Here is a 24,525-nt window from a genome sequence, read left to right as displayed (position 1 = left end):
AAATGTAACAAAATTTATTACAATATAGGATTTATGAAAATAGGAATTACAGGTGCTACTGGACATCTAGGACGTCTGGTAGTGGGAAAATTAAAAGAAAAGACTGCAAGCAACAATTTAGTTGCATTAGCGCGTGACACTCAAAAAGCTGGTGACTTAGGTGTCGAAGCACGCTTATTTGATTATAATAAACCGGATACTTTGGTTGAGTCATTGAAAGGAATTAATTATTTATTATTGATATCAGGAAATGAAATTGGACAACGTCAGGCGCAACATGAAAACGTTATCAAGGCGGCCAAAGAGGCGGGAGTAGAATGGATTGTTTATACCAGCCTTCTACATGCTGATACATCTTCATTGGTGTTGGCAAATGAACATCTATTAACGGAGGAAACTCTGAAATCATCGGGTGTGCCATTCACTATTTTGCGTAATGGATGGTATACTGAAAACTATACCGCTTCTGTTCCTACAGCCTTACAAAATGGTGCATTATTTGGTAGTGCAGGAGAGGGGAAAATATCATCTGCAACGAGAGCTGATTATGCTGAAGCGGCAGCGGTTATTTTAACCAGTGCAGATCAACAAAATAAGATATACGAGTTAGCAGGTGACTATGCTTACACCTTAGCGGAGTTAGCTGAAGAGATTTCAATTCAAACCGGGAAAGTTATTCCATATAAAAATTTAAGTGAGTCCGATTATGCGAAAGCTTTAATAGAAGCAGGTTTACCTGAAGGATTAGCAACTGCTATCGCAAGTTTTGATAAAGGAGCTGCAAATGGTGATTTGTATGATGATGAAAAACAGTTATCTACTTTGATCGGTCGTCCAACAACTTCGCTGACTACTGCTGTCAAAGCAGCTTTAGCAGGATAAAATTTAACATATTTCTTTAAAAGGAGTATCATTATTGATACTCCTTTTTTTTGAGAACTACTTCCTATATCATATTCATATCGTACCCTATTTGAGAATATTTTATAAATTGCATAAAAAGATTCTAGAATGAGTACAAAACAAGATCAGATTAAGCATTGGTCCCGTGTTGAATATTTGCACGAAACTCATACCAATCCCAATATTCATATTAAGGGCAACACAAGTTATTACAGTAACGCCTGGACTGGAAATTTTGAAGAATGTGTAGTTCGTTATTTGTATGGAGATGTGTACAGTCTAAATCAATGGGAACCTGCCTGGGTAATAGATCAGTTATATATTGGTTCGTATGTGTGTATTGCAGCTGAAGCTGTAATATTGATGGGGGGAAATAATACTCATCGTTCTGATTGGTTTAGTTTATATCCTTTTGTTGAATCTATCGTAGAATCGTATCAAAGTAAAGGAGATACTGTAATTGGTGATGGTGTTTGGATAGGGATGCGTGCTATGATTCTTCCGGGTATTCAGATTGGAGAGGGTGCTATTATTGCTTCAGGAGCTGTTGTTACAAAAGATGTTGCGCCTTATAGTGTGGTTGCTGGCAATCCGGCAAAGCATATTAAGTTTAGATTTCAATCGGATACGATTACTTCATTGCTTGATTTAAAAATTTATGATTGGGATGAGGCGAAATTTAAACATTTACAGTCATTTATATGTGGAAACGATATAGAACGATTGATAGAGGAAGCATGCAAATATGAAGCCTCCCTGTGATATGTAGTTTAAAAATAATTTGAGAAATTATAGATTATTTGTTTTTTTTGAGGTTATTTTCTTGTAGCGTTAACATAATTTGTAAGAATTCATTTTTCTTAAAAAAATGATTCTCTTGCAACAAGTGGTTATAGTTGGTGATAGCATTAAATAAAACTTCTAGGTGCTCATCTTTATATTGCTCAAAATTGAAGTATAGAACTTATTGGATATATTTTAAGAATGGAAAAATGTTTATAATTACGAATATGAGCTAGCAGTATGCAACTTGCAATAAATTACGGAGATCAATCTAAGTAAAGAAATAGTACGAAACATAATTATTGGACCTATTTTTTCGTATATTTATTCTAATAAAATGAGGGATAATTTCTAGCATTTTATCACTAATTGAAATCCTAAATATGAAAAAAGTAACTGGGCTTGGAGGTGTGTTTTTTAAATGCAAGGATCCTCAAAAGATGAACGACTGGTATGCCAAAAATCTAGGTTTGGAAGCTGGTGAATATGGAGCAACTTTTAAATGGCGCGACCTTGATGATCCATCGGTTAAGGGGTCAACAGCATGGTGTACATTTCCTCATGAATCTGAATATTTTAATCCTTCTGTAAAGCCCTTTATGATCAATTACCGTGTCGAAAACCTTGTTGCGCTGGTTGAGGAATTAAAAAAAGATAATGTCACTATCGTAGATGAAATTTCGGAGTATGATTATGGAAAATTTATTCATGTATTAGATCCTGAAGGTAATATCATTGAACTCTGGGAACCAATTGGGGATCTGGAATAGCATCGTCAAATAAAATAATAGTATGAAAAGTACCGCTGGACATGATGAACGAATAGCAAAAATGATATTTGCATCGGTTTATCCTCATTATCTCGAAAAAGTTGAAAAGAAAGGCAGGACAAAAGAGGAGCTGCATCAGGTTATAAAATGGTTAACCGGTTTTGATGAACAACAATTGCAGGATCAAATTGATCAGAAAGTAAATTTTGAAACATTCTTTGAAAATGCACATCTTAACGTTAATGCCAGTCTTATTACTGGTGTAATCTGTGGTTATCGTGTAGAGGAAATTATAAATCCTCTAACACAGAAAGCTAGATATCTTGATAAGATCATAGATGAATTAGCAAAAGGAAAAAAAATGGAGAAAATTTTGCGATGAGTTTGTTAATTATTTGTATATTAGATTGTTGTAAATGATGGTTGTTTCTTTATTTTATTGAAGCTAACTCAATATATAATAAGTAAAGCCGTTTGCATTCGTGTAGACGGCTTATTTTTTTTAATAACCTGACTTGATGTTAACAGTGATTAGTAAAAAATAATTTTAACTTTACAGTTGGTCGACCGACTGTGATTGCTTACTATTATTAATAGTAAGCAATCAAAATGAATGAGGATATATAGATAGGTTAACTGTTATCTATTCTTCCTAAAATATCAGAACATAAATGATTTAAATCTCATGGGAAAACTCTTACAAATTGCATTCTTTTCATTACTATTTACTATAACTGCTCATGCACAAAGTATAGAGGGGTTAAGAAAAAATATTCAGCAGATCATGCAGAACAAAGATGCTGTTGTTGGTGTAGCAATAAACGGCATTAATCATAGTGATACATTGGGTGTAAATGCCGATAGACGACTTCCTATGCAAAGTGTTTTTAAATTTCCATTGGCGATTGTCATGTTAACAGAAATCGATAAGGGTAATTTTAAACTTGATCAAAAGATAGAAATTACAAAGCGTGATCTTACACCAGAAATTTGGAGTCCAATTCGGGAAAAATATCCTACCGGAACAACGCTTACGATAAAGGAAATTCTGGAATATACAATCACTTTAAGTGACAATGTAGGATGTGATGTTCTTTTAAAACTTCTCGGCGGACCTCAGGTTGTAGAAAGCTATTTCGCAAAAAAAGGATTTAAGGATATATCGATTAAAATTAATGAAAAGACGATGCAAAGTAATTGGGATAAACAGTTTTTGAACTGGTCAACACCCAAAGAAATGAATCGAATTTTGCAGACCTATTATGTGAATAAGAATAATTTGCTTTCGATGCCGATGTATGATTTTTTGTGGACAACTATGAAGTCTACTAATACAGGTCTTAAACAATTGAAAGGACAACTTCCTGATCAAACAGTTGTAGCACATAAGACTGGCTCATCTGGAACTAATAAGAAAACTGGAATAACGGCTGCACTCAATGATGTTGGAGTTGTTTTACTTCCAAGCGGTGAGTACTTTGTGATCAGTGTCTTTGTAACCCATTCGAAAGAAAATCAGGAAACGAACGAACGTATTATTTCAGATATAGCTAAAGCGGCTTGGGATTTTTTTACAGGAGCTAATCAATTATAGTAATACTTCTGGATCAGTTGTTCCTTTTTTTATCAGATCATCAATACTTTTCAGTGTTCTTTGAGATATTTGTTCTAATGCCTCCTCTGTGAAAAAAGCCTGATGGGCAGTAACCAAAACATTAGGGAAGCTCAATAACAATTGAATGGTGTCATCGTCAATAATTGTTGCCGATAAATCTTTAAAGAAAAGTTTCTCTTCCTGCTCATATACATCAATACCAAGAAGGCCTATCTTTTTAGTTTTTAATGCTTGTATTGCATCATTGGTATTAATCAGATTACCTCTGCTAGTATTGATTATTGTGACACCATATTTCATTTTATCAATAGATTCTTTGTTAATTAGATAATGGTTGTCTGCTGTAAGAGGGCAGTGCAGCGATATGATATCAGATTCCATAAAGAGTGTTTCCAATGCGACATATTTTACACCTAGGTTAATCAACGTTTCATCAGGGTATAAATCATACGCAATAACCTCTGCTCCGAATCCCAGCGCTATTTTAACAAATGCTTTTCCTATTTTACCGGTTCCGACCACACCAATTTTCTTTTGGTAGAGATTGAATCCCAATAAACCGTTTAATGCAAAGTTTTGTTCACGCACACGATTATAAGCCTTATGAGTTTTTCTGTTTAAGGTCAATAGCATAGCCATTGCGTGTTCTGCTACAGCTTCTGGTGAATAAGCAGGGACACGGCAAACTTGAATATCAAAATCTTTAGCAGCTTGTAAATCAACATTATTGAATCCCGCGCATCTCAAAGCAATGTACTTAACTCCTTTTTTTGCAAGAGTTTCAATGACATTTCTATTTAGTTTGTCATTTACAAAAACGCATACTGCATCTTCATTTTCAATTGCATTTACGATATGAGGTCCTAGATGTGTTTCAAAAAAATGAAGTTCAAAACCATATTTTTCATTTTCTTTTTCGAAGAATTCTCGATCGTATGGCTTGGTTGAAAAGAAGGCTATTTTCATAACATATATTTTATATAAACTTAAGTAAATTTGCTAGTATCTACAATGATTTCATTAAGTTAAATGTCACTACTACTATCAATTTCCTTTTCAATCGATACTTTTTAAAAATTCGTAAGTATATGTTTACGTTTCTTTGTTATTGAAAATGTAATTTGAATATTTTTTTCTATGGATACATATATATTCAATTATTGATCTTTATTTTATTCTAAAAGGCGATTAAATTGATTCATTTAGATGTTTTATGGTTCTAAATTCTTTAAATAATGGTTTGAATAAAATTTATTAGCCGTTACAACTCTGTTTAGTGTATGATTTTATTTGTTTTTAATCAATTGTAACATAATTATGAATAATTGGTATTAATAGCTATCTTAGTTTCGGCACTAACCTAAGATATGTCTAACCAAACCTTGATCTCTACCGCAGAATTTGAGCGTATTTATGAAAAATGGAACCGAAAAGTCTATCAATATGCTTTAAGCAAGACTTCTTCCACTTATATTGCCGAAGAAACTGTACAACGTGTATTTATCAAGCTTTGGAATAATATTTTTCAAAAGAAAGTGCATGTAGAAATAGAAGCTCAACTATTTTGCATCGCTCGTACCACACTTTTGGATATTGTGAAGGAAGAAAGGAAGAGGCAGGATCTATTGCATATAAAAGTTGAAACTGATCAAGTTCCCACACCGTCAGAGTTATATCGCTTAAAGGAACTGAATGAACGGTATGAGGACATCGTGTCAAGAATGCCAGAATCTAGAAGAAAGGTGTTCATGATGAGCAGGTTCGAAAATTTGACTTATAAAGAGATCGCAGAAAGATTGTCGATTACACCCAAAACCGTTGAAAATCATATCGCTTTGGCATTAAAAGTTTTGAAAAAGATGTTTGTGTTTATCGTTCATTTATTTTTTTAAAAATCGGCTTGGGGGTAAGTGACGTTTCTACCGTATTCTTATTATATGAAGATTACGAGAGAACTTATCAATCGATACCTAAAGAATCAATGTTCGGCTGAAGAGGCTGCTTATCTGGAAGATTACATAGCACATTTGGGAGAATCTCTTGATCAGCTATTGTCTAAAGAAGAATGGGATCTTACCGACGAAAATTTAGATTATCCCAATCAGCAGGAAATCAAGGATAAAATATTCGCTTTTGCTAAAAAGCAAAATGTTTTAAAATATAACAGGAAATTAGTTCGCATTGTATCTGCTGCGGCTGCTGTAATTGTTTTTATTCTTGGGTTTTATGTGAGCTTAAATCCATTTTTAAATCAGCCTGCGCCAGAGGTTAGGAAAATAGCTGTTATTGAAGATCAGACTGAAGAGATAAGTAATCTATATTACATAAATTCAGGCAATGACAATATGTTATTAACGGCTAGTGACGGATCTGTTATTACACTTTATCCGCAGTCTGAAATCAAATATGCTGAAGATTTTAGTATCCAGCAGGAGAGAGTGCTGTACCTGAAGGGGAAAGCAAAATTTGAGGTTGCCAAAGATAAATCCAAGCCATTTCGTGTACATTCCACCGGTGTCGTCACTACAGCTTTAGGAACGGTTTTTAGTGTTGATGAATTGCGATCTACTCAAACGCAGATCAAATTGATGGAAGGTAAAATAGAGGTGAAAGCTGTGGATCATCAGAGAGGGAAAGAATTAGTGCGGACCTTTTTGCCACACGAAGAGATTACCTTGGATCATCGTGAATTAAAGGTTGTCGAAGAGATAAAGACTCATACAATAGGAACAGATCGAGGTGGTCATTTTCTTCAAAATAACCAGATCATACAGTTTAAAAATATAGCCCTAGAGGATGTTTTGACAATTCTGATGCAAAACTATGACATCAAGTTGCAATACGATAAATCATTGATCAGTAATAAATTTTACAGCGGAACTTTTACGAATAAAACGAATGTCTTTGAAGAAATTATCAGAGAAATTAACTACCTACATCATGCCGGTATAAATTACATCAATCCACAATAATAAACAATTAAACCAAACAAATTATGAGCAACTTTTTATCTAAAAAGCATCAGTTTCAAACTGTGCTGCTACTTCGATTTAAAAGTCCACGTACTAACTGGCCCCTTCGACTCGGAATGTTGGGATTACTGAGTATGGGATTTCATGTGGGGTACGGGCAGTCAACAGCTTCTGTAAGTGGAGTTGTCAGGGATGGAAGTAATAATCCCATCAGTGGCGCTACTGTAAGTATTGAAAATCTGTCTACGAAGTATAAACAGATGAATACGACGAATGCAGCAGGAACTTTTTCGTTTGACCGTATTCCAGAGGGGCAGGGATACGAAATTAAAATCAGTTTTGTAGGCTTCAAGACCAAAGTACTTAGTAACTATAATATTGATTCAAAAGATAAAGTTGCTATTACTGTTGCTCTAGAGCAAGAACAGGAAAGTTTAGAAGAGGTTGTAGTAGTTGGTTATGGAAAGCAAAAAAAAGCAAATATTACAGGTTCAGTGGCTTCGGTCAATGCCGAACAATTAAAGAATATTTCGCCTTCTAACCTTTCTAATGCCTTAGCTGGACGTGCCGCAGGTATAAATGTTACGAATACTTCGGGTATGGCGGGAGCTTCCTCAAGTCTACGCATTCGTGGTAGTTTTGCAGAACCTTTATATGTGATTGACGGAATTGTACGGGATAAAGCGGCATTCGATGCTTTGGAAGCCAATGAAGTGGATCAGATGAGTTTTTTGAAAGATGCCGCAACAGCTGCGGTCTACGGGACAAGAGCGGGTAACGGTGTTGTGGTTGTCACAACTAAAAAGGGATCAGCTCAGGAGCCTGTATTTAATGTGCAAAGTAATTATAGTTTTGGTGCTCCTACTCAAACGCTTTTAGCAGATATTACGACTGCGGCTGATGAACTGACTTATCAAAATCGGGTATCTCAATTTCTTTGGGAAAATGGCTCTAGAACAGAACCATGGGTAGCACCTAATGGACAGGCTGAGTTTGATTATTTCAAGGATAAGGACTATAGTGTTAATGATAATATCTGGAGAAACCCTTTTAGTCACAGACAATCGATCTCAGTGTCGGGTGGTGGAGACCGAATTACTTATTATAATTTAGTCAGTTATCGTAAAGAAAATGGATCTTACAAATCATTGGATCATGAAAAATTCAATTTAAGGAGTAATGTGAGTGCCAAGATTACGGATGATTTTACGATTGATGTTAATATCTCGGCCAATCAAATCAATTCGAAACGTTTTTATTGGCCATTTAGTACTTCCGCTAATGATGATGATTTTGATGTGTCAGATTTTTATCGCGTAACATTCAATTGGCCTAAAATGTATCCGTTTTATTTAAACGCAGATGGATCTCCAAGTAATTCTCCAACAGCATATCCTGTTCAGACACCCATGGGGAGCTGGCAAGCCTGGAATGTGATTGACCAAGTAGTTGGGAATCGATATATCGATCGTAAAGTTCGTCAGGTAAACCCAATCATGACGTTGAATTATAAGTTGGATAAACTCATAGAGGGCTTGTCTACAAAAGTTGTAGGTAGCTATCTCGCTGAAGATTATATGCGTAAAAGATTTATGACCTTCCAAAAGAACTATACATTTACTTCTCTGAATCCGGATGGAAATAGGTTTATACCTGCACCACCTTCCGAAGACAAAGTGAATATTTTTACTTTTAGTCAGGCACAGCCTTTTATGGATTATTCTCCTCAGCGGGAGTGGGAATATCAGGTCAACTGGTTTTTGAATTATAACCGTAAATTTAATAAACATGCCATTGATGCGTTGTTGGTCTATGAACAATTTAAAGCTGGTGGAACCTATGTAACATCCCGTGCTGAAAATCCAATTGTTAGTATTGATCAAATGTTTATTTACCCGACGGATCGTAATTTTAGAGCTACTGATGCGTATGAAACTATTAATTCTAGAAGGGGATTTATCGGACGTGCAAATTATAACTACGCAGATAAATATATCGCTGAATTTTCATTTAGATATGATGGTTCGCCCTTATTCCCCGGTGATAAACGGTGGGGATTTTTTCCATCCATGTCAGCTGCTTGGCGTGTGTCGGAAGAACAGTTTTTCTTAGATATTAAAAATACGGTGAGTGATCTAAAGTTAAGAGCTTCATATGGAACAACAGGGAATGATCTTGATGTTAATGCGCAAAGGATCGGGCAATTTTTGTATCAGGAAAAATATAGGCCTGCGGGTGGCTACATGTTTGGTGATCGTTACTATAATGGTATTGCCTATGGTGATACACCTACACAGAACCTGACTTGGACGACATCCAAAAGTGTTAATATCGGTTTGGATTTTGGTTTTGTAAATAATAAACTAAGTGGCTCAATAGATGTGTTTAATCGTAAGGAAACAGATATTTTAGGACGGCGTACTTTGAAAATTCCTGATAATTATGGACGGTCATTGGCTCCGGAAAACTATGCTGCTCGAAGTTATAAAGGTGGAGAGGTATCTGTTAATTGGAATGATCGTGTGGGTGAAGTAGGTTATGGAATCACAGCTAATATGGGGTATGCAAAAGATCGTTGGGATGTCTATGATGAAGAGCCTGCATTTGCTGTGGGGGGAACGCGCAATTTCGAATCTCGAATAGGAAGACCTGAAAATCGAATCATCGGCTTTGAAGCTGTGGATCTTGTTAGAACACAGGAGCAATTAGATGCACTGAAGAGCAGTGGGTTTAAAACATATGGTCGTGATCCATACTTAGGTATGATTTTGTACAAAGATATTCGTGGAGCTAATTATTCTGAAAGCCCAGATGGTAAGATCGATGATAATGATCTGACGTTGCTTTCCGAAAATAATACTCCACGCATCAATTACGGTTTTGGGCTAAATGCAAACTGGAAAGGTTTTTCTGTTTCAGCTTTATTGCAAGGTGTACTGGCATATGATCGTGTTATAAGTAATTTGGAAGGTGGGGGAATTCGTCAGCATGGCGGTACTTTTCGACCGTATTATCCTATCTGGGCAGGCGATGTTTGGACAGCAGATAATCCACAGGCAGATTATCCGAGAGTAGTGGGTTCCAACTGGCAGGAGTCGGGAACAGGTGCTTCGAGTTTTTGGATTCGTAATGGTGCATATTTGCGCCTAAGAGATTTAAATATATCCTATAGTTTACCGCAGTCAATTACAAAGTCGATGAAAATAAACAGTGTGAATGTATTCTTTAATGGAACAAACCTATTTGTGCTTTCTCCTATGACCGAGTTTCATGACCCGGAACAGAAAATGTATGATTCCTATCCTGTTATGAAAACATTTACCTTGGGTTTGGATGTTAAATTTTAATTGAAAAAACTATGAAAACGATATTTTATACCCTAATAACACTTTTAGTTACAGTAGCGTCTTGTAAAAATGTGTTAGATATTGAAGATCTTAATTCACTTGACGAAAGCAAGGTATGGAACGATCCGAATCTTGTGAATGCCTATATAACGAATCTTTATCCCATGTTTGGAAATTGGAATGCTTCAGCGGATGCCAATTCAGAGCAGTTAATGGGCATATCTTTTCCTTTGGATGCTATCACAGTTAACAATGCCGCTTATAAATCTTGGGATTATACCACTATCCGTAGAATTAATACTGCAATTCAAAAAGTAACCGAAAGTGCAGGATTAAATGCAGATGTAAAAAATGCTGTTCTTGGGCAAGCTTTATTTATGAGAGCATATATGTATTTTAATATGGTTCGATATCATGGTGGTGTACCCTATATTACTGTACCGCAGGATTTGGAGAAAGATGATTTAGAAACACCTCGTAACACAACGAAGGAATGTTTTGATTTAATGATAAAAGATCTAGATCAGGCAATTGCCTTATTGCCGCCTATGATTGCCAAAAGTTCAGGAGATTATGGTAGAATCGATGGGAATTTTGCACTATCTTTTAAAGCTAAGGTTTTATTGTACAAGGCTTCCCCTCAATTTAATCCAACTAACCCTTATAATAATGTGTATTGGGCAGAAGCGCATGCTGCAAATAAAGCTGCCTATGATAAGTTAAAGGCTGATGGATATAATTTGACTCCAGACTATGCTAACATTGCTTTGCAGGAGAAGGGATCTGAAGTTGTTTTTGCTGTAATCAATTCGTATCCGAATAAAGTGGCGAGTTGGGATAATGGAGTGCGTCCGGGTTCTGAAAGTAGAGGCGCAGCAGGTGCAGTTCCAACATGGGATTTTGTCAAGTCATTTCCCATGAAAGATGGTAAGGCTTTCTCAGATCCGACAGGTAAGTATTTTAAAACGAATGAGCAGTTTTTACAATCTTATTGGGAAAATAGAGATCCTCGGTTCGACAAATCTATTGTATGGAATGGCAAGATTTACGAAGTTTCTGGGAAATCAGGGAAACGTCAATATACCTCTGTGGGTATAGCCGCAGATCTGGATAACTTTGGTATTAATCCTAAGGCTAAAACACCATCAGAAAATCTGAATCGATATAGTGGATTTTTTATACTTAAAAATTCAAAGTTATCGCTGAAGCAAACAGAAGTAGAAACTCAATATGATGTGGATTTTGTACTGATGAGATTTGCGGAGGTTATGATCAACTATGCTGAAACTGCAAACGAAACCGGGGATTTTAATACCGCATTAACAATTCTAAAACAGATCAGGATGCGTGCAGGTATTGAAGCAGGAAGTGACGGAAATTACGGTATTACCGCTATTGACCGTACTCAGATGAGAGATGCAATTTTGGCAGAACGGAATATTGAGTTTTGTTTTGAAGGACACCGTTTCTGGGATCTGAGAAGAACTCGAAAATTGAATATACTTAATAATACGACCAAATATGGTGTAGAGGCTATTGCTATTCTTAGTAATGGAGCTGAAATGGATTTGGATGAGGCCGCAAATCTTGCCAAAACTTATCAGCTTAAGGAAAATCAGTTTAAATACAGTGTTTTACAAGTTCCAAATACGGGAAATAAAGTAAATCTTGTACCCGATACTTATTACTTTTTTCCATTAGCTCAATCTGTGATTGATAAAAATCCTAAAATATCACAGAATAAAGATTGGGGTGGAACTTTTAATCCTACTCTAGAATAATATGAAGTCTTATCATATGCTTAGCGATAGTAAAAATAAATATTCATTATAGTACTTTAAAAAAAGTAATTACTGTCGAGAACTCGAATTTATTAATGTACCATCTCAAAGGTCTTCTGTATAAATACAGAAGACCTTTCGTATTTTTTATTGAATTCATGCTATTTAAGAAATTGTTATAGATATTGAAGCATACTTGGAACTCAAAAATACTTATATTTACTTGTTAGGTATTTTTAGATTTTTTTAAAAAACCACAAAACATCTTTTTTTGTAAAAGTGCTTCATGTAATGGTATTTTTATTGATCAATTATTTGATCATGAAAGATATTAGGGTGTGAGAAATTATGGAAAGTCAAACAATTATTACAATTCTGATAACCGGGATTATTGTGAGTAAAATTATTATCGGATTTTTACTCTATGAATTGATTCGGAAAAATCGCATTTTAAAGCGGGAAAAAGTCAAACTTTTAGGTACTAATATAGCACTTGAAGAGCAGGCTGATCAAATTAAAAAGTATAATGAAGAATTGAAGGCTTCCGAACTTTTTAAGATCAAGGTATTGTCTATTGCTTCACACGATTTAAGAACTCCTTTTGTTTCAATGAGTATGTTGTTGAATGCCGTTGACTTATCACTTATGTCAAAACTTGATATGGAACAAGTTTTAATGCAATTAGGATCAGAACTCTCTCATTCACAAAATATGTTGGATGAGGTGCTTTTATGGGCAGAATCTCAGCTCCGTGATAACTTAGAAAACAAGGAAACGTTTAATATTTCTCAACAGATTCAGCATGTCTTGTTGTTATTTCAAAAAGATTTAATGTCAAATAATATTTCTTTAGAAGAGCGTCTTCCTAAAGATGTTTATTTGTATATGAGCAGGGATATATTTTCTTTTGTCATTAGGAACATTGTTAGTAATGCCGTCAAGTTTTGTAAATATGCCGGTAAAATTACTTTAGGGGTTTCGGAGATCAAAGGAGATGAATTGTTGTTATATATAGAAAATGAAGGAATAAATATGCCAGAATCGACTGTTGAAAAGCTTAATAATAGAAACAGTTGGGATCATAGAAAAGCTGTTAATGGTACAGGGGCAGGACTTGGGGTTTCATTATGTAAGGATCTTCTCCAACGGGTAGGAGGTAAAATTTATTTTGAAAACATCAGTAATGTTGGGACGATTGTTTTTATTTCTTTTCCAATACATACGATTACTGCTCTTGATGATGAAATTATAAATAAAGAAAATAGCAACTTTATGAATGGTTTTAAAGAACAAAATTAGGTTTGATTCTTTCCTGTTTTTATTCGTTTAATTTATTTTTTGTGATCCAATAATTATTTTTAGTTCAGAAATAGAGTCATTTATTTTTTGTACTCCAGCAGTAATGTAATTATTCTTGCTGTAGGCTTCATACAAATCTATGCTGTTTAATAAAGAATCTTTGACGAAAATTCGATCACGTTCCTTTGATGGAAATTTTGGTAATAGGCCATTTGCAAATTTAACTTTTGAAAAATTTGAAATTTCATATTTTTCGAAAGTATGATTAGCGTTCTGCTTATCCTCACCTTCATTTTGTTGAGAGAAAATAAATTTTAAACCAAGCTGTTCGTTTGTAAAACAAATTTTCTGTTCATAATCGTCATCTTTAGAAAATTCTATACTATCGTATTCACTATAAGAGAATAAAGAATCTCTTTCAAATTCTATGTTTTTTGATGATGCAAATACAATAAAATCTTCAATTGTGGATTTCTCAAATTCAAGGTCTAATACAGACCAATCTTTTTTAATGGTTATTATCTTAGATGCGGTAGTTTCCTTTGAACAACTGTATAAAAAAATAGATACTATAAAAAGGATAACTGCTTGTTGCATATTTGCTTTTATTGTTAAAATTGTCTGTTTTATATTTTATAAAGATCGTGCTAATTTATAATTTTCAAAATCCCTGATTTCAGTTATATATGCTATCTATTTCTTAAAGAATTTATAAATAATAGCAAGTAAAATAATGCAATATGAATTTGATCATATCGATCAATTTAAAAAGTTGGGAGAATTATCTTTAATCGGATAATTTTTTAAATTACTATATCGTGTTCTATGGGCTGGGATGTCTGCAAAAGTATATTTGGCACGTTATTAGTCTTTTATAAGAAAACGTAATTATTATGAGAAAGATTTGTTTAGTATTGCCCCTTATTTGTATGGTATTTTTGACTTCTTGTTACACGACAAGAACCGCTGGAAATAGCGGTAAAGTACCTCCCGGACAAGCCAAGAAAGCTGTTGGAGCCAAATCTGCGAAACCATTTGCACCTGGTCAAAGAAATAAGTAAATAGGATATAATTAAATGATGGTGTTCAGTACGTTTACAGTGAGTAGCAATGACTGTGTTAGTCTAATAGAACAAAAAATGCGCAGTTTTTGGCTGCGCATCTAAGAAATACTGTTAATACTATTAACCTAAATAAGATTTTAAGATCTTGCTACGAGATGTATGACGTAAGCGTTGTAAAGCTTTGTCTTTGATCTGGCGGACACGTTCGCGGGTAAGATTGAATTTTTCACCGATTTCTTCTAAGGATAACTGGTGGTTTGATCCAAGTCCGAAAAATAATACAATTATTTCTCTTTCACGCTCTGTCAGCGTTGACAGTGAACGTCTGATTTCCTCAGATAAAGATTCATCGATAAGGGAACTATCTGTATCTGGATCATGATTCTCTAATACGTCTAATAGGGTATTTTCTTCCCCTTGCACGAATGGTGCGTCCATAGAGACATGTCTTCCAGAGTTACTTAATGTATCCGAAACTTTATCGACTGTTGTTTCAAGGATGTCTGCTAATTCTTCTGGTGAAGGCTCGCGTTCATACTCTTGTTCTAATTTAGAGAATGCTTTACTAATTTTACTTAATGAACCGACCTGGTTCAAAGGTAAACGCACAATACGAGATTGCTCTGCAATAGCTTGAAGGATTGATTGACGAATCCACCATACCGCATACGAGATAAATTTAAAACCTTTTGTTTCGTCAAAACGCTTAGCTGCTTTTATTAAGCCCAAGTTACCTTCGTTGATTAAATCACCTAAGGTTAATCCTTGATTCTGATATTGTTTTGCTACAGATACGACGAAACGCAAGTTGGTTTTAGTCAATTTCTCCAAGGCAACTTGGTCACCTTCGCGAATACGTTGTGCTAATTCAACTTCTTCTTCTGCTGTAATTAAGTCTACTTTACCAATTTCGTGTAAGTACTTGTCTAACGACTGTGACTCACGATTGGTAATCGATTGTGTAATTTTGAGCTGTCTCATTAATTATATTAATACCTTTCTTCTCTGAAATGTTTGCAAAAATACAAAATAAAAACGAATTATTTTAATATTTGTTGTTGATATGTGATTATATCTTGTTGATTATGAGGAATTTTATTTACTTTATAACGCAACAAAAATTATTCCAAAATGACTGAATTCGGTCATAATAGTGTTTGAACTTCTAAATAAATATGTAATCATTTGGTAATGAATGCGCTTTGCTTGTGTAACGGAATTGCGACTAAGAATAGTATTGAAAAACTAAATTTCTAAAAAAAAATGATACATTTGATTCTACAAGAAATTAAATTTTCGATGACCAAAACTTTTTTATGAAATACATGTTTTTCAATAAACATATAATTTTGATTATGCCAATTATTATACATTTAGACAAAGTAATGCGCGATCGCAAAATGTCATTGAATGAGCTTAGTGCTAGGGTAGGCATCACACTGTCAAACCTTTCGATTATTAAAAATCAAAAAGCCAAAGCATTGCGTTTGGATACTTTGGCTTCTATCTGTCATGCATTGCATTGCCAGCCAGCAGATATCATGGAATATGTCGCGGATACGGCTGAGGTAACAAAAGAGGAGGAGCAAAGCGACTAAAAGCGGTACCCTCTTAAGAAGTCAATGATTTCCATTTTTTTCTTACCTTCAATCTGTAATTGCTTTACGCTGATATAGCCGTTATTGCCTGCAAATTTAAGATAAGTTTTTCCATCCGTTTTATAATCTCCATGTGCAATATCTGGGGTTGCATATTCTTTGGATACTGTATATAGTTTTAATACTTTATTATCTAGGCTGGTAAAGGCTGCTGGATAGGGGCTTAGGCCACGAATCAAGTTATAAATGCTGTCGACATCCTTTTTCCAGTCAATTTGGCAGTTTTCTTTAAATATTTTAGGCGCATGTTTTAATTCACTTTCCGCTAATAAGTTGCTCTGTGCTTTTGGTGTAAGTGTATTGTTTTTTAAACCTGCTATAGTTTTGAGCAGTATTTCAGCTCCTGTATGCATCAGTTTATCATGCAAAATTCCGGCATTGTCATCTGGTGCAATTGTAACTTCTTTAGATAGTAAAATACTTCCTGTATCAATTTCATGTTGCAATAAAAATGTGGATACTCCAGTAACTTCTTCCCCGTTGATGATCGCATGGTTAATTGGTGCCGCGCCACGATACTGAGGTAATAACGATGCATGGACATTGATCGTGCCGTAAGGAGGCATTTTCCAGACAGCTTCTGGTAGCATTCGGAATGCTACGACTACTTGTAAATCTGCTTGGTAAGATCGCAATTCTTCTAGAAAATCAGCATCCTTTAATTTGACAGGTTGTAATACGGGTATATTATGAGCCTCAGCATATACTTTGACTGCAGATTGATGAAGTTTTTGTCCTCGACCTGCTGGTTTGTCAGGTGCTGTTATGACAGCTACAATATTTTCACCAGATTGCACAAGTGCATCTAATGAAGCGACGGCAAAGTCCGGGGTTCCCATGAATATGATGCGCATAATAGACTATGTTTTGTTGTTTTAATACTGAGATGATGGAAACAACAGGAATAAAATAGGCTGCTTCACATTTTTTTTTAACTTTGCGAAGTTACATAAATAATTTAAAAGCTTGAATTTTCCATACTTTTTAGCCAAGAGAATCACTTTTTTAGGAAAAAGAACTTTTTCCAAATTGATTGTGCGCATTACTATAGGAGCAATAGCTCTGGCAATTGCTGCAATTATTCTCTCTGTTGGTGTATTGCGAGGATTCAAATCGGAAATTACAGCTAAACAGCGTGGTTTTTTTGGTGATATCATGGTCTTGCGATACGATCTGAACAATTCCTATGAAAACTCACCCATTGCTTTAGATTCTATACAGTGGGATTCGGTTAAAAATCATCCAAATGTAGTTAGTGTAAATTCTTTTGCTACAAAACCTGGGATTATCAATGTTAACGATGAGGTGGAGGGAGTTTTATTAAAGGGGGTTGATATCAGCTATGATCAAAATTATTTAAAAAAGATATTGGTCGAGGGTGATACATTAAATCTAAAACAAAAAGATGGACCTGGAGAACAAATTTTGATATCTAAGTATCTTGCCAATAGGTTGATGCTAAAGGTTGGTGATGATTTTATTATGTATTTCGTTCAACAGCCTATTCGTAAGCGAAAATTTGAGATTAAAGGAATTTATAACTCAGGTTCTGAAGAATTGGATAAGGTTTATGTAATAGGGTCTTTAGATTTAATTCGTAAACTTAATAATTTAGATAGTACAGCTGTGGGGGGCTATGAGGTTCGTATTCAAGATTTTTCAAAGCTACAACAAACAACTGATGAGCTTGATGATCTGGTCCCAATGGATATGCATGCTATAAGCATCCGTGAACAGGTGCCAGATATCTTTCAATGGTTAGATCTTCTGGACATGAATACTACTATTATTTTTATATTAGTGACTTTAGTTGCTATCATCAATATGGTCTCGGCTTTGCTGATTACTATTTTAGAGCGTACCTCTATGATCGGTATTTTAAAAGCACTTGGTTTTCATAATAATGGAGTTCGTCGTGTTTTTATGTATAATGCGCTCTATTTAATTGGTTTAGGTTTATTGTTGGGTAACTTTATAGGATTGGGTTTATATTTCTTTCAAGATTATACTCATTTTTTCAAATTAGATGAGCAAACCTATTACATCTCTTATGTAGCTGTCAAGTTGTTTTGGACGGATATCATTTTAATCAATGTTTCGCTACTAATTATTGGAATGTTAGCTTTGTTTATCCCTTCTCTATTGATCACTAAGATCAGCCCAATTCGCGCGATTTCTTTCAAATAAATAAGTGCTTTAATTGTAGTTCCGAAATAAATATTTTACTTTTAGAAGTTTGATAAGGGGATTTCTGCCAGAAATCTTACTCAAATGTATACTAGATTTAGCTTATATATTTATGAATAGAAACGTATTAGATCACTTATCGCATGCTTTCGAAGCACCTTTAAAAAGTCCAGTACTCATTTTCGCGCTCGTCTTATTTATCATTTTATTATCGCCCATTTTATTACGTTCAATTAAAGTTCCGGGCATTATAGGTTTGATTATTTCTGGTGTTGTCATTGGTCCGCATGGACTGAACTGGTTGGAGAAAAACTCTGCAGTGGACCTTTTCTCTACGATAGGTTTGCTTTATATTATGTTTATAGCTGGTCTGGAACTAGATATGAATGAGTTTAAAAAAACCAAGCATAAGAGTTTATGGTTCGGTTTTTTCACGTTTATTATTCCTATTGCTATCGGTTTCCCGGTCTGTTTTTATCTTTTGGATTATGGTATTTTAGCCAGTATTTTGATTTCCAGTATGTTTGCTACTCATACATTGGTTTCTTATCCGATTGTAAATAGTTATGGTATTTCTAAAAATGAAGCTGTAGCTATTACTATAGGTGGAACTATATTAACGGACACTGCTGTTCTGATTATTTTGGCAGTAATCACCGGAGCTTCTCAAGGGAATATCGGACAGGAATTTTGGGTTACTTTAGGTGTATCTTTCGCAATTTTCCTTTTTATCATGTTTGGTGTCATTCCTCGCATTGCGAAATGGTTTTTCGAACGTATTGAAAGTGAAAAAACTTCGCATTATATTTTTATTTTATCAATTGTTTTCTTTGCCGCATTCTTGTCTGAAATCGCGGGGCTTGAACCAATTATTGGTGCTTTCGTTGCAGGATTAGCGTTGAATAAGTTAATTCCGCATTCGTCCGCCCTGATGAATCGTATTGAGTTTATTGGAAACGCGATCTTTATTCCGTTTTTCTTAATAAGCGTAGGTATGATCGTGGATGTCAGTGTGCTGCTGCGCGGACCGGAAGCTTTAATTGTTGCGGCAACATTAACAGTTGTTGCCATCTTGGGTAAATGGGGAGCCGCATGGATGACCCAATTGGTTTTTAAGTATAGCTCAGGACAGCGAAATGTTATTTTTGGTTTGAGTAGTTCACACGCCGCAGCAACTCTTGCTGTGATCATGGTCGGGTATAAAAATGAGATTATCGATGAAAATGTGTTGAATGGTACAATCTTATTGATTTTGGTCACCTGTATTGTTGCAACTATTGTGACAGAAGGGGCATCGAAAAAAATAGTAATGGATGGAGATCAGGACGAAAGCCATATCAATATTGTGAAGGAACATGATGAACATATTCTGATACCATTAGCAAATATGGAGAACATGAAACCGCTTTTGGATTTTGCTACATTGATGCGAAGCAAAAAATCACATTATCCAATAAGTATTGTTTCCGTCGTTAAAGATAATGAGCAAGCGGAAAAGAATATGGCAATAGCGCGTAAAAATTTGGATAATATTGTAAAATATGCCTCTGGTAGTGAAACCGAAGTAAGTATTGCTACTACGATTGATTATAATATTCCTAGTGGAATTAGCCGTAGTGCAAAAGAGGTGATGGCTGACTGTATTCTATTAGGATGGCCAAGTGCAAGTAATTTTGTAGATAAAATTGTTGGTGAGAAGTCTGAAAGTATTTTAAACCGTACTTCTGCAAATGTTATGATGTGCCAATTTAAGAAGCCTTTTATTACACATAATAAAATTATTGTATTCGTACCACCTTTGGCCCAATCCGAATTCGGATTTGAATATTGGGTAGAGAAAGTGCTTAAATTAGGACAGGAGCTTACAATTTCGGTCACTTTTGTGTGTGATAAACGTACTGAAGAGGCCACTAAAATATTTCTGGAAGAAATTAAAAATTCAGTTCCTGTTAATTATAAGATCTATGATGATTGGGATCATATGCAGGGGTTAAAGTCATTTAGAGAGGATAATGCATTTTTATTTTATGTTTCATCGCGTTATGGTGAGGTATCTTACCGTGATTCTTTAGACGGTTTGGCAAAGAAATTGGAACGTATTCATCAGAATGAAAATGTGGTCCTTGTATTTCCGAGTCGGGTGGACAATCAACATATTGATGAATATGAAGATGTGCAAGCGGCTCCGATCTTCAGAAAGATTAGTAAAGAAATTGGAAACATGTTCAATAAAGATAAATAAACTGAACTATGGCAAGTAAAATAACAAAGTCTCTGGATGGACCGCTACAGGTGCCTGATCAGCCTATCATTCCATTTATTATTGGCGACGGTATAGGCCCTGACATTTGGCGTGCTTCGGTTCGGGTTTTTGATCGTGCGGTAGAAGTTGCGTATGGTGGTAAAAGGAAAATTGAATGGAAAGAGGTACTGGCTGGAGAGAAGGCATTTGATGAAACTGGAGCATGGTTGCCAGAAGAGACACTTGATGTACTGAAAGAATATCTAGTGGGTATTAAAGGACCGTTAACAACGCCGATAGGGGGTGGTATCCGTTCTCTAAATGTGGCCTTGCGTAAGGAATTAGATTTGTTCGTTTGCCAACGTCCTACAAAGTGGTATGAGGGTGTTCCATCACCTGTTAAGCATCCGGAATATGTTAATATGGTTATTTTTCGTGAAAACACGGAAGATATTTATGCAGGTATTGAATTTGCGTCGGGTACAGCAGATGCGACTAAAATTCAAGATTTTCTTCGTACTCAACTTCATGTCGATTATAATTTTTCGAATGATACGGGGGTGGGAATTAAATTGGTTTCGGAAAGAGGTTCTAAACGGCTTGTACGTGCAGCTATTGAACATGCTTTAGCGCATAAATTACCTTCCGTGACTTTGGTTCATAAAGGCAATATTATGAAGTTTACAGAGGGGGCTTTTAAAAATTGGGGTTATGAATTAGCCGAGACAGAATTTGCTAAAGAAACATATACCTGGGGTCAATGGGAACGGACTAAAGCGGAGAAAGGGGATGCTGCAGCTAATGCTGAGCAACAGGAAGCCCTGGCTGCTGGTAAACTGTTGATCAAAGATGTCATTGCAGATAATTTTCTGCAACAGATTTTACTAAATCCGCGTGATTATTCTGTTATTGCTACATTGAATTTGAATGGCGATTATATTTCAGATGCCCTTGCTGCTATTGTTGGGGGTATTGGTATTGCTCCTGGGGCAAATATCAATTATAATATTGGGCATGCTGTTTTTGAGGCGACGCATGGAACCGCACCCCGGTTTGCAAATACCGATACAATGAATCCTTCTTCGGTAATTTTAAGTGGTGTGATGATGTTCGAATATATGGGATGGCAAGAAGTGGCGGATGCTATAGTTAAAGCATTGAGCGAAACAATTAAAGCCAAAACTGTAACAGTTGATTTTTATAATTTAATGGAAGATGCAACGCTTGTGAAAACAAGTGAATTTGCGGATCGTATGATCGAAAAGTTATAATAGCTATTTTGAATATGCTAGATAAAGCTGACCTTTGAATTTTATTTAAAGGTCAGCTTTTTTTATATGCAATTTTCAGATTTACCACCGTTTGTTAAAGTTTCTTCTGTATTTACAGAGGAAGAATTACAGCAGTTACTTCGTGTTGAACAATTACCAGATGATATTGAGATTGATACTATCCGTGACGAACCAGAGATTTTCGATCTCCTTAATGCATTTATTGGTGATGAAAATAGTCGTTTGATACATTTACAGCTTTATGCACAGATGTTATTAAAAAGAGGAGAGGTTGAGCAAGCGTGGAAAGTGATCTTATTATAGGTTAGACATAATATCATTTTTAATGTTTTTTCAAGTATTTTATGTTATCTTTTTATCATTTCGGTGTTACTTTTTTCTAAATTTCATTAATATTGATTTTTTGTTGAAATTTAAGTAAGAAAACTTGTACCTTTGATCTTCGGAAAGCAAACGATTGCTTAGTCGAACCGTAGAAAAGTATAAAAAAAACAAACTATATATCGATGAAACATAATTTTGGAGCAGGTCCTTGCATTCTGCCAAAGGAAGTTTTTCAAGAAGCTTCACAAGCTGTAATTGATTTTAATAATACTGGTTTATCCATCTTAGAAATTTCGCATCGATCCAAAGAATTCGAAGCAGTTTTGGATGAAGCAACTAAATTGGTTCGCGAACTGTTAAATGTGCCGCAAGGATATTCTATTTTGTTCCTACAGGGAGGTGCAAGTTTACAATTTGCAATGGTAGCGTTAAACTTGTTGCCTGAAAATGGTAAAGCAGCTTACTTGGATACTGGTGTATGGGCTTCAAAAGCAATTAAAGAAGCAAAGAAGATTGGAAATGTAGAGGTAGTTGCATCATCGAGCGATAAAAATTACACCTATATTCCAAAGCAATATACTGTTCCTGCTGATGCAGCTTATTTTCATTATACGTCAAATAATACAATTTACGGAACTGAAGTATTTGATGTTCCAGCATCAAGTGCGCCAATTGTCGTTGATATGTCTTCGGATATTTTGAGCCGTGAGATTAATGTGAGTGATTTTGATCTTATCTATGCGGGAGCACAAAAAAATATGGGTCCTGCAGGCGCTACTTTAGTAATCGTTAAAGATGAGATTTTAGGTAAAACGGGACGTGTTATTCCATCTATTTTGGATTACACTGCACATATTTCGGCAGATTCAATGTACAATACGCCGCCTGTTTTCTCCATCTTTGTATCTCTTCTTAACCTACGCTGGTTGAAAGCAAAAGGTGGTGTAGCGGTTATTGAACAAGAGAATATTATTAAGGCACGTACGTTGTATGATGAAATCGATCGTAACCCATTCTTCAAAGGAACTGCTGCCGTAGAAGATCGTTCTCGTATGAATGTTACTTTTGTCATGGATTCTGCAGAATTAGAGGCTGAGTTCTTGGCTTTAGCTAAAGAACGTGAACTGATCGGTATTAAAGGTCATCGTTCAGTTGGTGGTTTTAGAGCATCAATCTATAATGCATTGTCGATAACAAGCATCAATGCTATGGTAGATGCAATGAAAGAGTTTGAAGAATTGAAAAAATAAAATCGAAATTATATCATGAGAATATTAGCAAATGATGGTATCGATCCAGCTGGAAAACAACTTTTGGAGGATGCCGGATTTGAAGTAGATACAAATCATATTCCGCAGGAAGAATTAGCGGAAAAATTACAAGCTTACGATGCCATTACGGTACGTAGTGCAACGAAAGTTAGACAAGCCCTAATTGATGTTTGTCCAAACCTAAAAGTGATCGGACGTGGTGGCGTCGGCATGGATAATATTGATGTCGACTACGCACGCTCCAAAGGAATAGCGGTGTTGAATACACCAGCTGCTTCTTCCTTATCAGTTGCAGAATTGGTATTTGCTCATTTATTAAATGGAGTACGTTTCCTTTATGATTCAAACCGTCAAATGCCTTTATCTGGGGAGAGTAAGTTTGGTGCTTTGAAAAAAGCGTATGCAGGCGGAACTGAACTGAGAGGGAAAACATTGGGTGTGGTTGGTTTTGGACGTATTGGACGTGAGACAGCGAAGATTGGATTAGGTCTTGGGATGGATATTGTGTATTATGATCTAGCTGATGGGCCTAAAACTTTAACTTTATCCCTGACTCAAGGATTTGAAGTGGAATTACCAGTAGATCAAGTGTCAATGGAAGATTTATTGAAAACTTCTGACTTTATTACTTTACATGTTCCTTTCTTAGATAAGCCAGCAATAGGTAAAGCTGAATTTGCATTGTTGAAAGATCAAGTTGGTTTAGTTAATGCTGCCCGTGGTGGTGTAATTGATGAACTTGCTTTAATTGAAGCCTTGGATTCTGGTAAGGTAGCTTTTGCGGGATTAGATGTCTTTGACAATGAGCCTACTCCGAGATTGGAGATTTTGAAACATCCAAAAATTTCTTTGACACCACATATTGGTGCCGCAACAAATGAAGCGCAAGAACGTATCGGTGTTGAATTGGCACAATTGATTATCGAGAATCTTAAGAAGTAATCTTCCGCATAATAAAATGATGCGGCACAAAAACATTATGTATTTGTGCCGCATTTTTTTGCAAAAAAACTAAGT

At 35.4% G+C, this 24,525-nt stretch carries 22 protein-coding genes; 18 read left to right on the top strand and 4 right to left on the bottom strand.

Annotated elements, in window-relative coordinates:
- The first annotated feature begins 33 nt into the window (after positions 1-33).
- The 5 genes from JAZ75_RS23700 (at position 34) to bla (ending at position 4,050) form a co-directional block, all read left to right on the top strand.
- Entirely contained in the window at positions 34-882 is an 849-nt protein-coding gene (locus tag JAZ75_RS23700; RefSeq protein WP_208699001.1) for an SDR family oxidoreductase, read from the top strand.
- A gap of 129 nt (positions 883-1,011) precedes the next feature.
- Positions 1,012-1,665, top strand: coding sequence for a CatB-related O-acetyltransferase (locus JAZ75_RS23695; protein ID WP_208698999.1), 654 nt, complete (start codon positions 1,012-1,014; stop codon positions 1,663-1,665).
- A 404-nt stretch (positions 1,666-2,069) separates the two neighbouring features.
- Positions 2,070-2,456 (top strand): VOC family protein, encoded by a 387-nt coding sequence (locus tag JAZ75_RS23690; protein ID WP_021189478.1) that lies wholly within the window; start codon positions 2,070-2,072, stop codon positions 2,454-2,456.
- A 22-nt stretch (positions 2,457-2,478) separates the two neighbouring features.
- Positions 2,479-2,838, top strand: coding sequence for a DUF2200 domain-containing protein (locus JAZ75_RS23685; RefSeq protein WP_021189479.1), 360 nt, complete (start codon positions 2,479-2,481; stop codon positions 2,836-2,838).
- A 303-nt stretch (positions 2,839-3,141) separates the two neighbouring features.
- A complete protein-coding gene (bla, locus tag JAZ75_RS23680; protein WP_208698997.1) occupies positions 3,142-4,050 on the top strand; it encodes a class A beta-lactamase, subclass A2 in 909 nt (302 codons plus the stop codon).
- On the opposite strand, the gene JAZ75_RS23675 is transcribed toward bla, so the two are convergent.
- Entirely contained in the window at positions 4,045-5,037 is a 993-nt protein-coding gene (locus JAZ75_RS23675; RefSeq protein WP_021189481.1) for a 2-hydroxyacid dehydrogenase, read from the bottom strand. The two genes, bla and JAZ75_RS23675, sit on opposite strands and share 6 nt — an antisense overlap.
- A 401-nt stretch (positions 5,038-5,438) precedes the next feature.
- Between JAZ75_RS23675 and JAZ75_RS23670 the strand changes: the two genes are divergently transcribed.
- From JAZ75_RS23670 to JAZ75_RS23650, 5 genes are all read left to right on the top strand, one after another.
- On the top strand, positions 5,439-5,963 hold the full coding sequence (locus tag JAZ75_RS23670; protein WP_208698996.1) for a sigma-70 family RNA polymerase sigma factor: 525 nt from the start codon (positions 5,439-5,441) through the stop codon (positions 5,961-5,963).
- A 45-nt stretch (positions 5,964-6,008) separates the two neighbouring features.
- On the top strand, positions 6,009-7,043 hold the full coding sequence (locus tag JAZ75_RS23665; RefSeq protein WP_208698994.1) for a FecR family protein: 1,035 nt from the start codon (positions 6,009-6,011) through the stop codon (positions 7,041-7,043).
- Between the two features lie 23 nt (positions 7,044-7,066).
- Complete coding sequence (locus JAZ75_RS23660; protein WP_208698991.1) at positions 7,067-10,390, top strand: SusC/RagA family TonB-linked outer membrane protein; 3,324 nt, start codon at positions 7,067-7,069, stop codon at positions 10,388-10,390.
- Between the two features lie 11 nt (positions 10,391-10,401).
- The gene (locus tag JAZ75_RS23655; RefSeq protein ID WP_208698989.1) at positions 10,402-12,171 is read left to right on the top strand and encodes a RagB/SusD family nutrient uptake outer membrane protein; all 1,770 of its coding nucleotides are present in this window, start codon (positions 10,402-10,404) and stop codon (positions 12,169-12,171) included.
- Between the two features lie 348 nt (positions 12,172-12,519).
- Positions 12,520-13,470, top strand: coding sequence for a sensor histidine kinase (locus tag JAZ75_RS23650; protein WP_208698987.1), 951 nt, complete (start codon positions 12,520-12,522; stop codon positions 13,468-13,470).
- Between the two features lie 27 nt (positions 13,471-13,497).
- Here JAZ75_RS23650 and JAZ75_RS23645 read toward each other — a convergent pair whose 3' ends face one another.
- On the bottom strand, positions 13,498-14,067 hold the full coding sequence (locus JAZ75_RS23645; protein WP_208698985.1) for a hypothetical protein: 570 nt from the start codon (positions 14,065-14,067) through the stop codon (positions 13,498-13,500).
- A gap of 296 nt (positions 14,068-14,363) precedes the next feature.
- Between JAZ75_RS23645 and JAZ75_RS23640 the strand changes: the two genes are divergently transcribed.
- Complete coding sequence (locus tag JAZ75_RS23640; RefSeq protein ID WP_156169556.1) at positions 14,364-14,531, top strand: hypothetical protein; 168 nt, start codon at positions 14,364-14,366, stop codon at positions 14,529-14,531.
- Positions 14,532-14,654: 123 nt separating this feature from the next.
- On the opposite strand, the gene JAZ75_RS23635 is transcribed toward JAZ75_RS23640, so the two are convergent.
- Positions 14,655-15,515 (bottom strand): RNA polymerase sigma factor RpoD/SigA, encoded by an 861-nt coding sequence (locus tag JAZ75_RS23635; RefSeq protein WP_021189489.1) that lies wholly within the window; start codon positions 15,513-15,515, stop codon positions 14,655-14,657.
- A 335-nt stretch (positions 15,516-15,850) separates the two neighbouring features.
- Between JAZ75_RS23635 and JAZ75_RS23630 the strand changes: the two genes are divergently transcribed.
- On the top strand, positions 15,851-16,132 hold the full coding sequence (locus tag JAZ75_RS23630) for a helix-turn-helix domain-containing protein (protein ID WP_410528617.1): 282 nt from the start codon (positions 15,851-15,853) through the stop codon (positions 16,130-16,132).
- Here the strand turns inward: JAZ75_RS23630 and fmt are convergent.
- The gene (gene fmt / locus JAZ75_RS23625; RefSeq protein WP_208698983.1) at positions 16,129-17,046 is read right to left on the bottom strand and encodes a methionyl-tRNA formyltransferase; all 918 of its coding nucleotides are present in this window, start codon (positions 17,044-17,046) and stop codon (positions 16,129-16,131) included. The genes JAZ75_RS23630 and fmt overlap by 4 nt on opposite strands.
- A gap of 112 nt (positions 17,047-17,158) precedes the next feature.
- Here fmt and JAZ75_RS23620 point away from each other — a divergent pair, with 112 nt between their 5' ends.
- From JAZ75_RS23620 to JAZ75_RS23595, 6 genes are all read left to right on the top strand, one after another.
- Positions 17,159-18,379, top strand: coding sequence for an ABC transporter permease (locus JAZ75_RS23620; RefSeq protein ID WP_132845460.1), 1,221 nt, complete (start codon positions 17,159-17,161; stop codon positions 18,377-18,379).
- Positions 18,380-18,491: 112 nt separating this feature from the next.
- Positions 18,492-20,621, top strand: a complete 2,130-nt coding sequence (locus JAZ75_RS23615; protein ID WP_208698981.1) for a cation:proton antiporter — start codon at positions 18,492-18,494, stop codon at positions 20,619-20,621.
- An 8-nt stretch (positions 20,622-20,629) separates the two neighbouring features.
- A complete protein-coding gene (gene icd / locus JAZ75_RS23610) occupies positions 20,630-21,892 on the top strand; it encodes an NADP-dependent isocitrate dehydrogenase (protein ID WP_208698979.1) in 1,263 nt (420 codons plus the stop codon).
- A gap of 66 nt (positions 21,893-21,958) precedes the next feature.
- A complete protein-coding gene (locus JAZ75_RS23605; RefSeq protein WP_021189494.1) occupies positions 21,959-22,216 on the top strand; it encodes a hypothetical protein in 258 nt (85 codons plus the stop codon).
- Positions 22,217-22,419: 203 nt separating this feature from the next.
- Positions 22,420-23,487 carry a 3-phosphoserine/phosphohydroxythreonine transaminase gene (gene serC / locus JAZ75_RS23600; RefSeq protein WP_132771094.1) on the top strand — a complete coding sequence of 356 codons (1,068 nt, stop codon included), beginning with the start codon at positions 22,420-22,422 and terminating at the stop codon, positions 23,485-23,487.
- A 15-nt stretch (positions 23,488-23,502) separates the two neighbouring features.
- Positions 23,503-24,450 (top strand): D-2-hydroxyacid dehydrogenase, encoded by a 948-nt coding sequence (locus JAZ75_RS23595; RefSeq protein ID WP_021189495.1) that lies wholly within the window; start codon positions 23,503-23,505, stop codon positions 24,448-24,450.
- Positions 24,451-24,525: the final 75 nt, after the last annotated feature.

The organism is Sphingobacterium sp. UDSM-2020 (assembly GCF_016132525.1).
Lineage (GTDB): Bacteria > Bacteroidota > Bacteroidia > Sphingobacteriales > Sphingobacteriaceae > Sphingobacterium > Sphingobacterium anhuiense.
The sequence above is the reverse complement of the archived record's forward strand: the minus strand, read 5'-3'. Positions and strand labels throughout refer to the sequence as shown.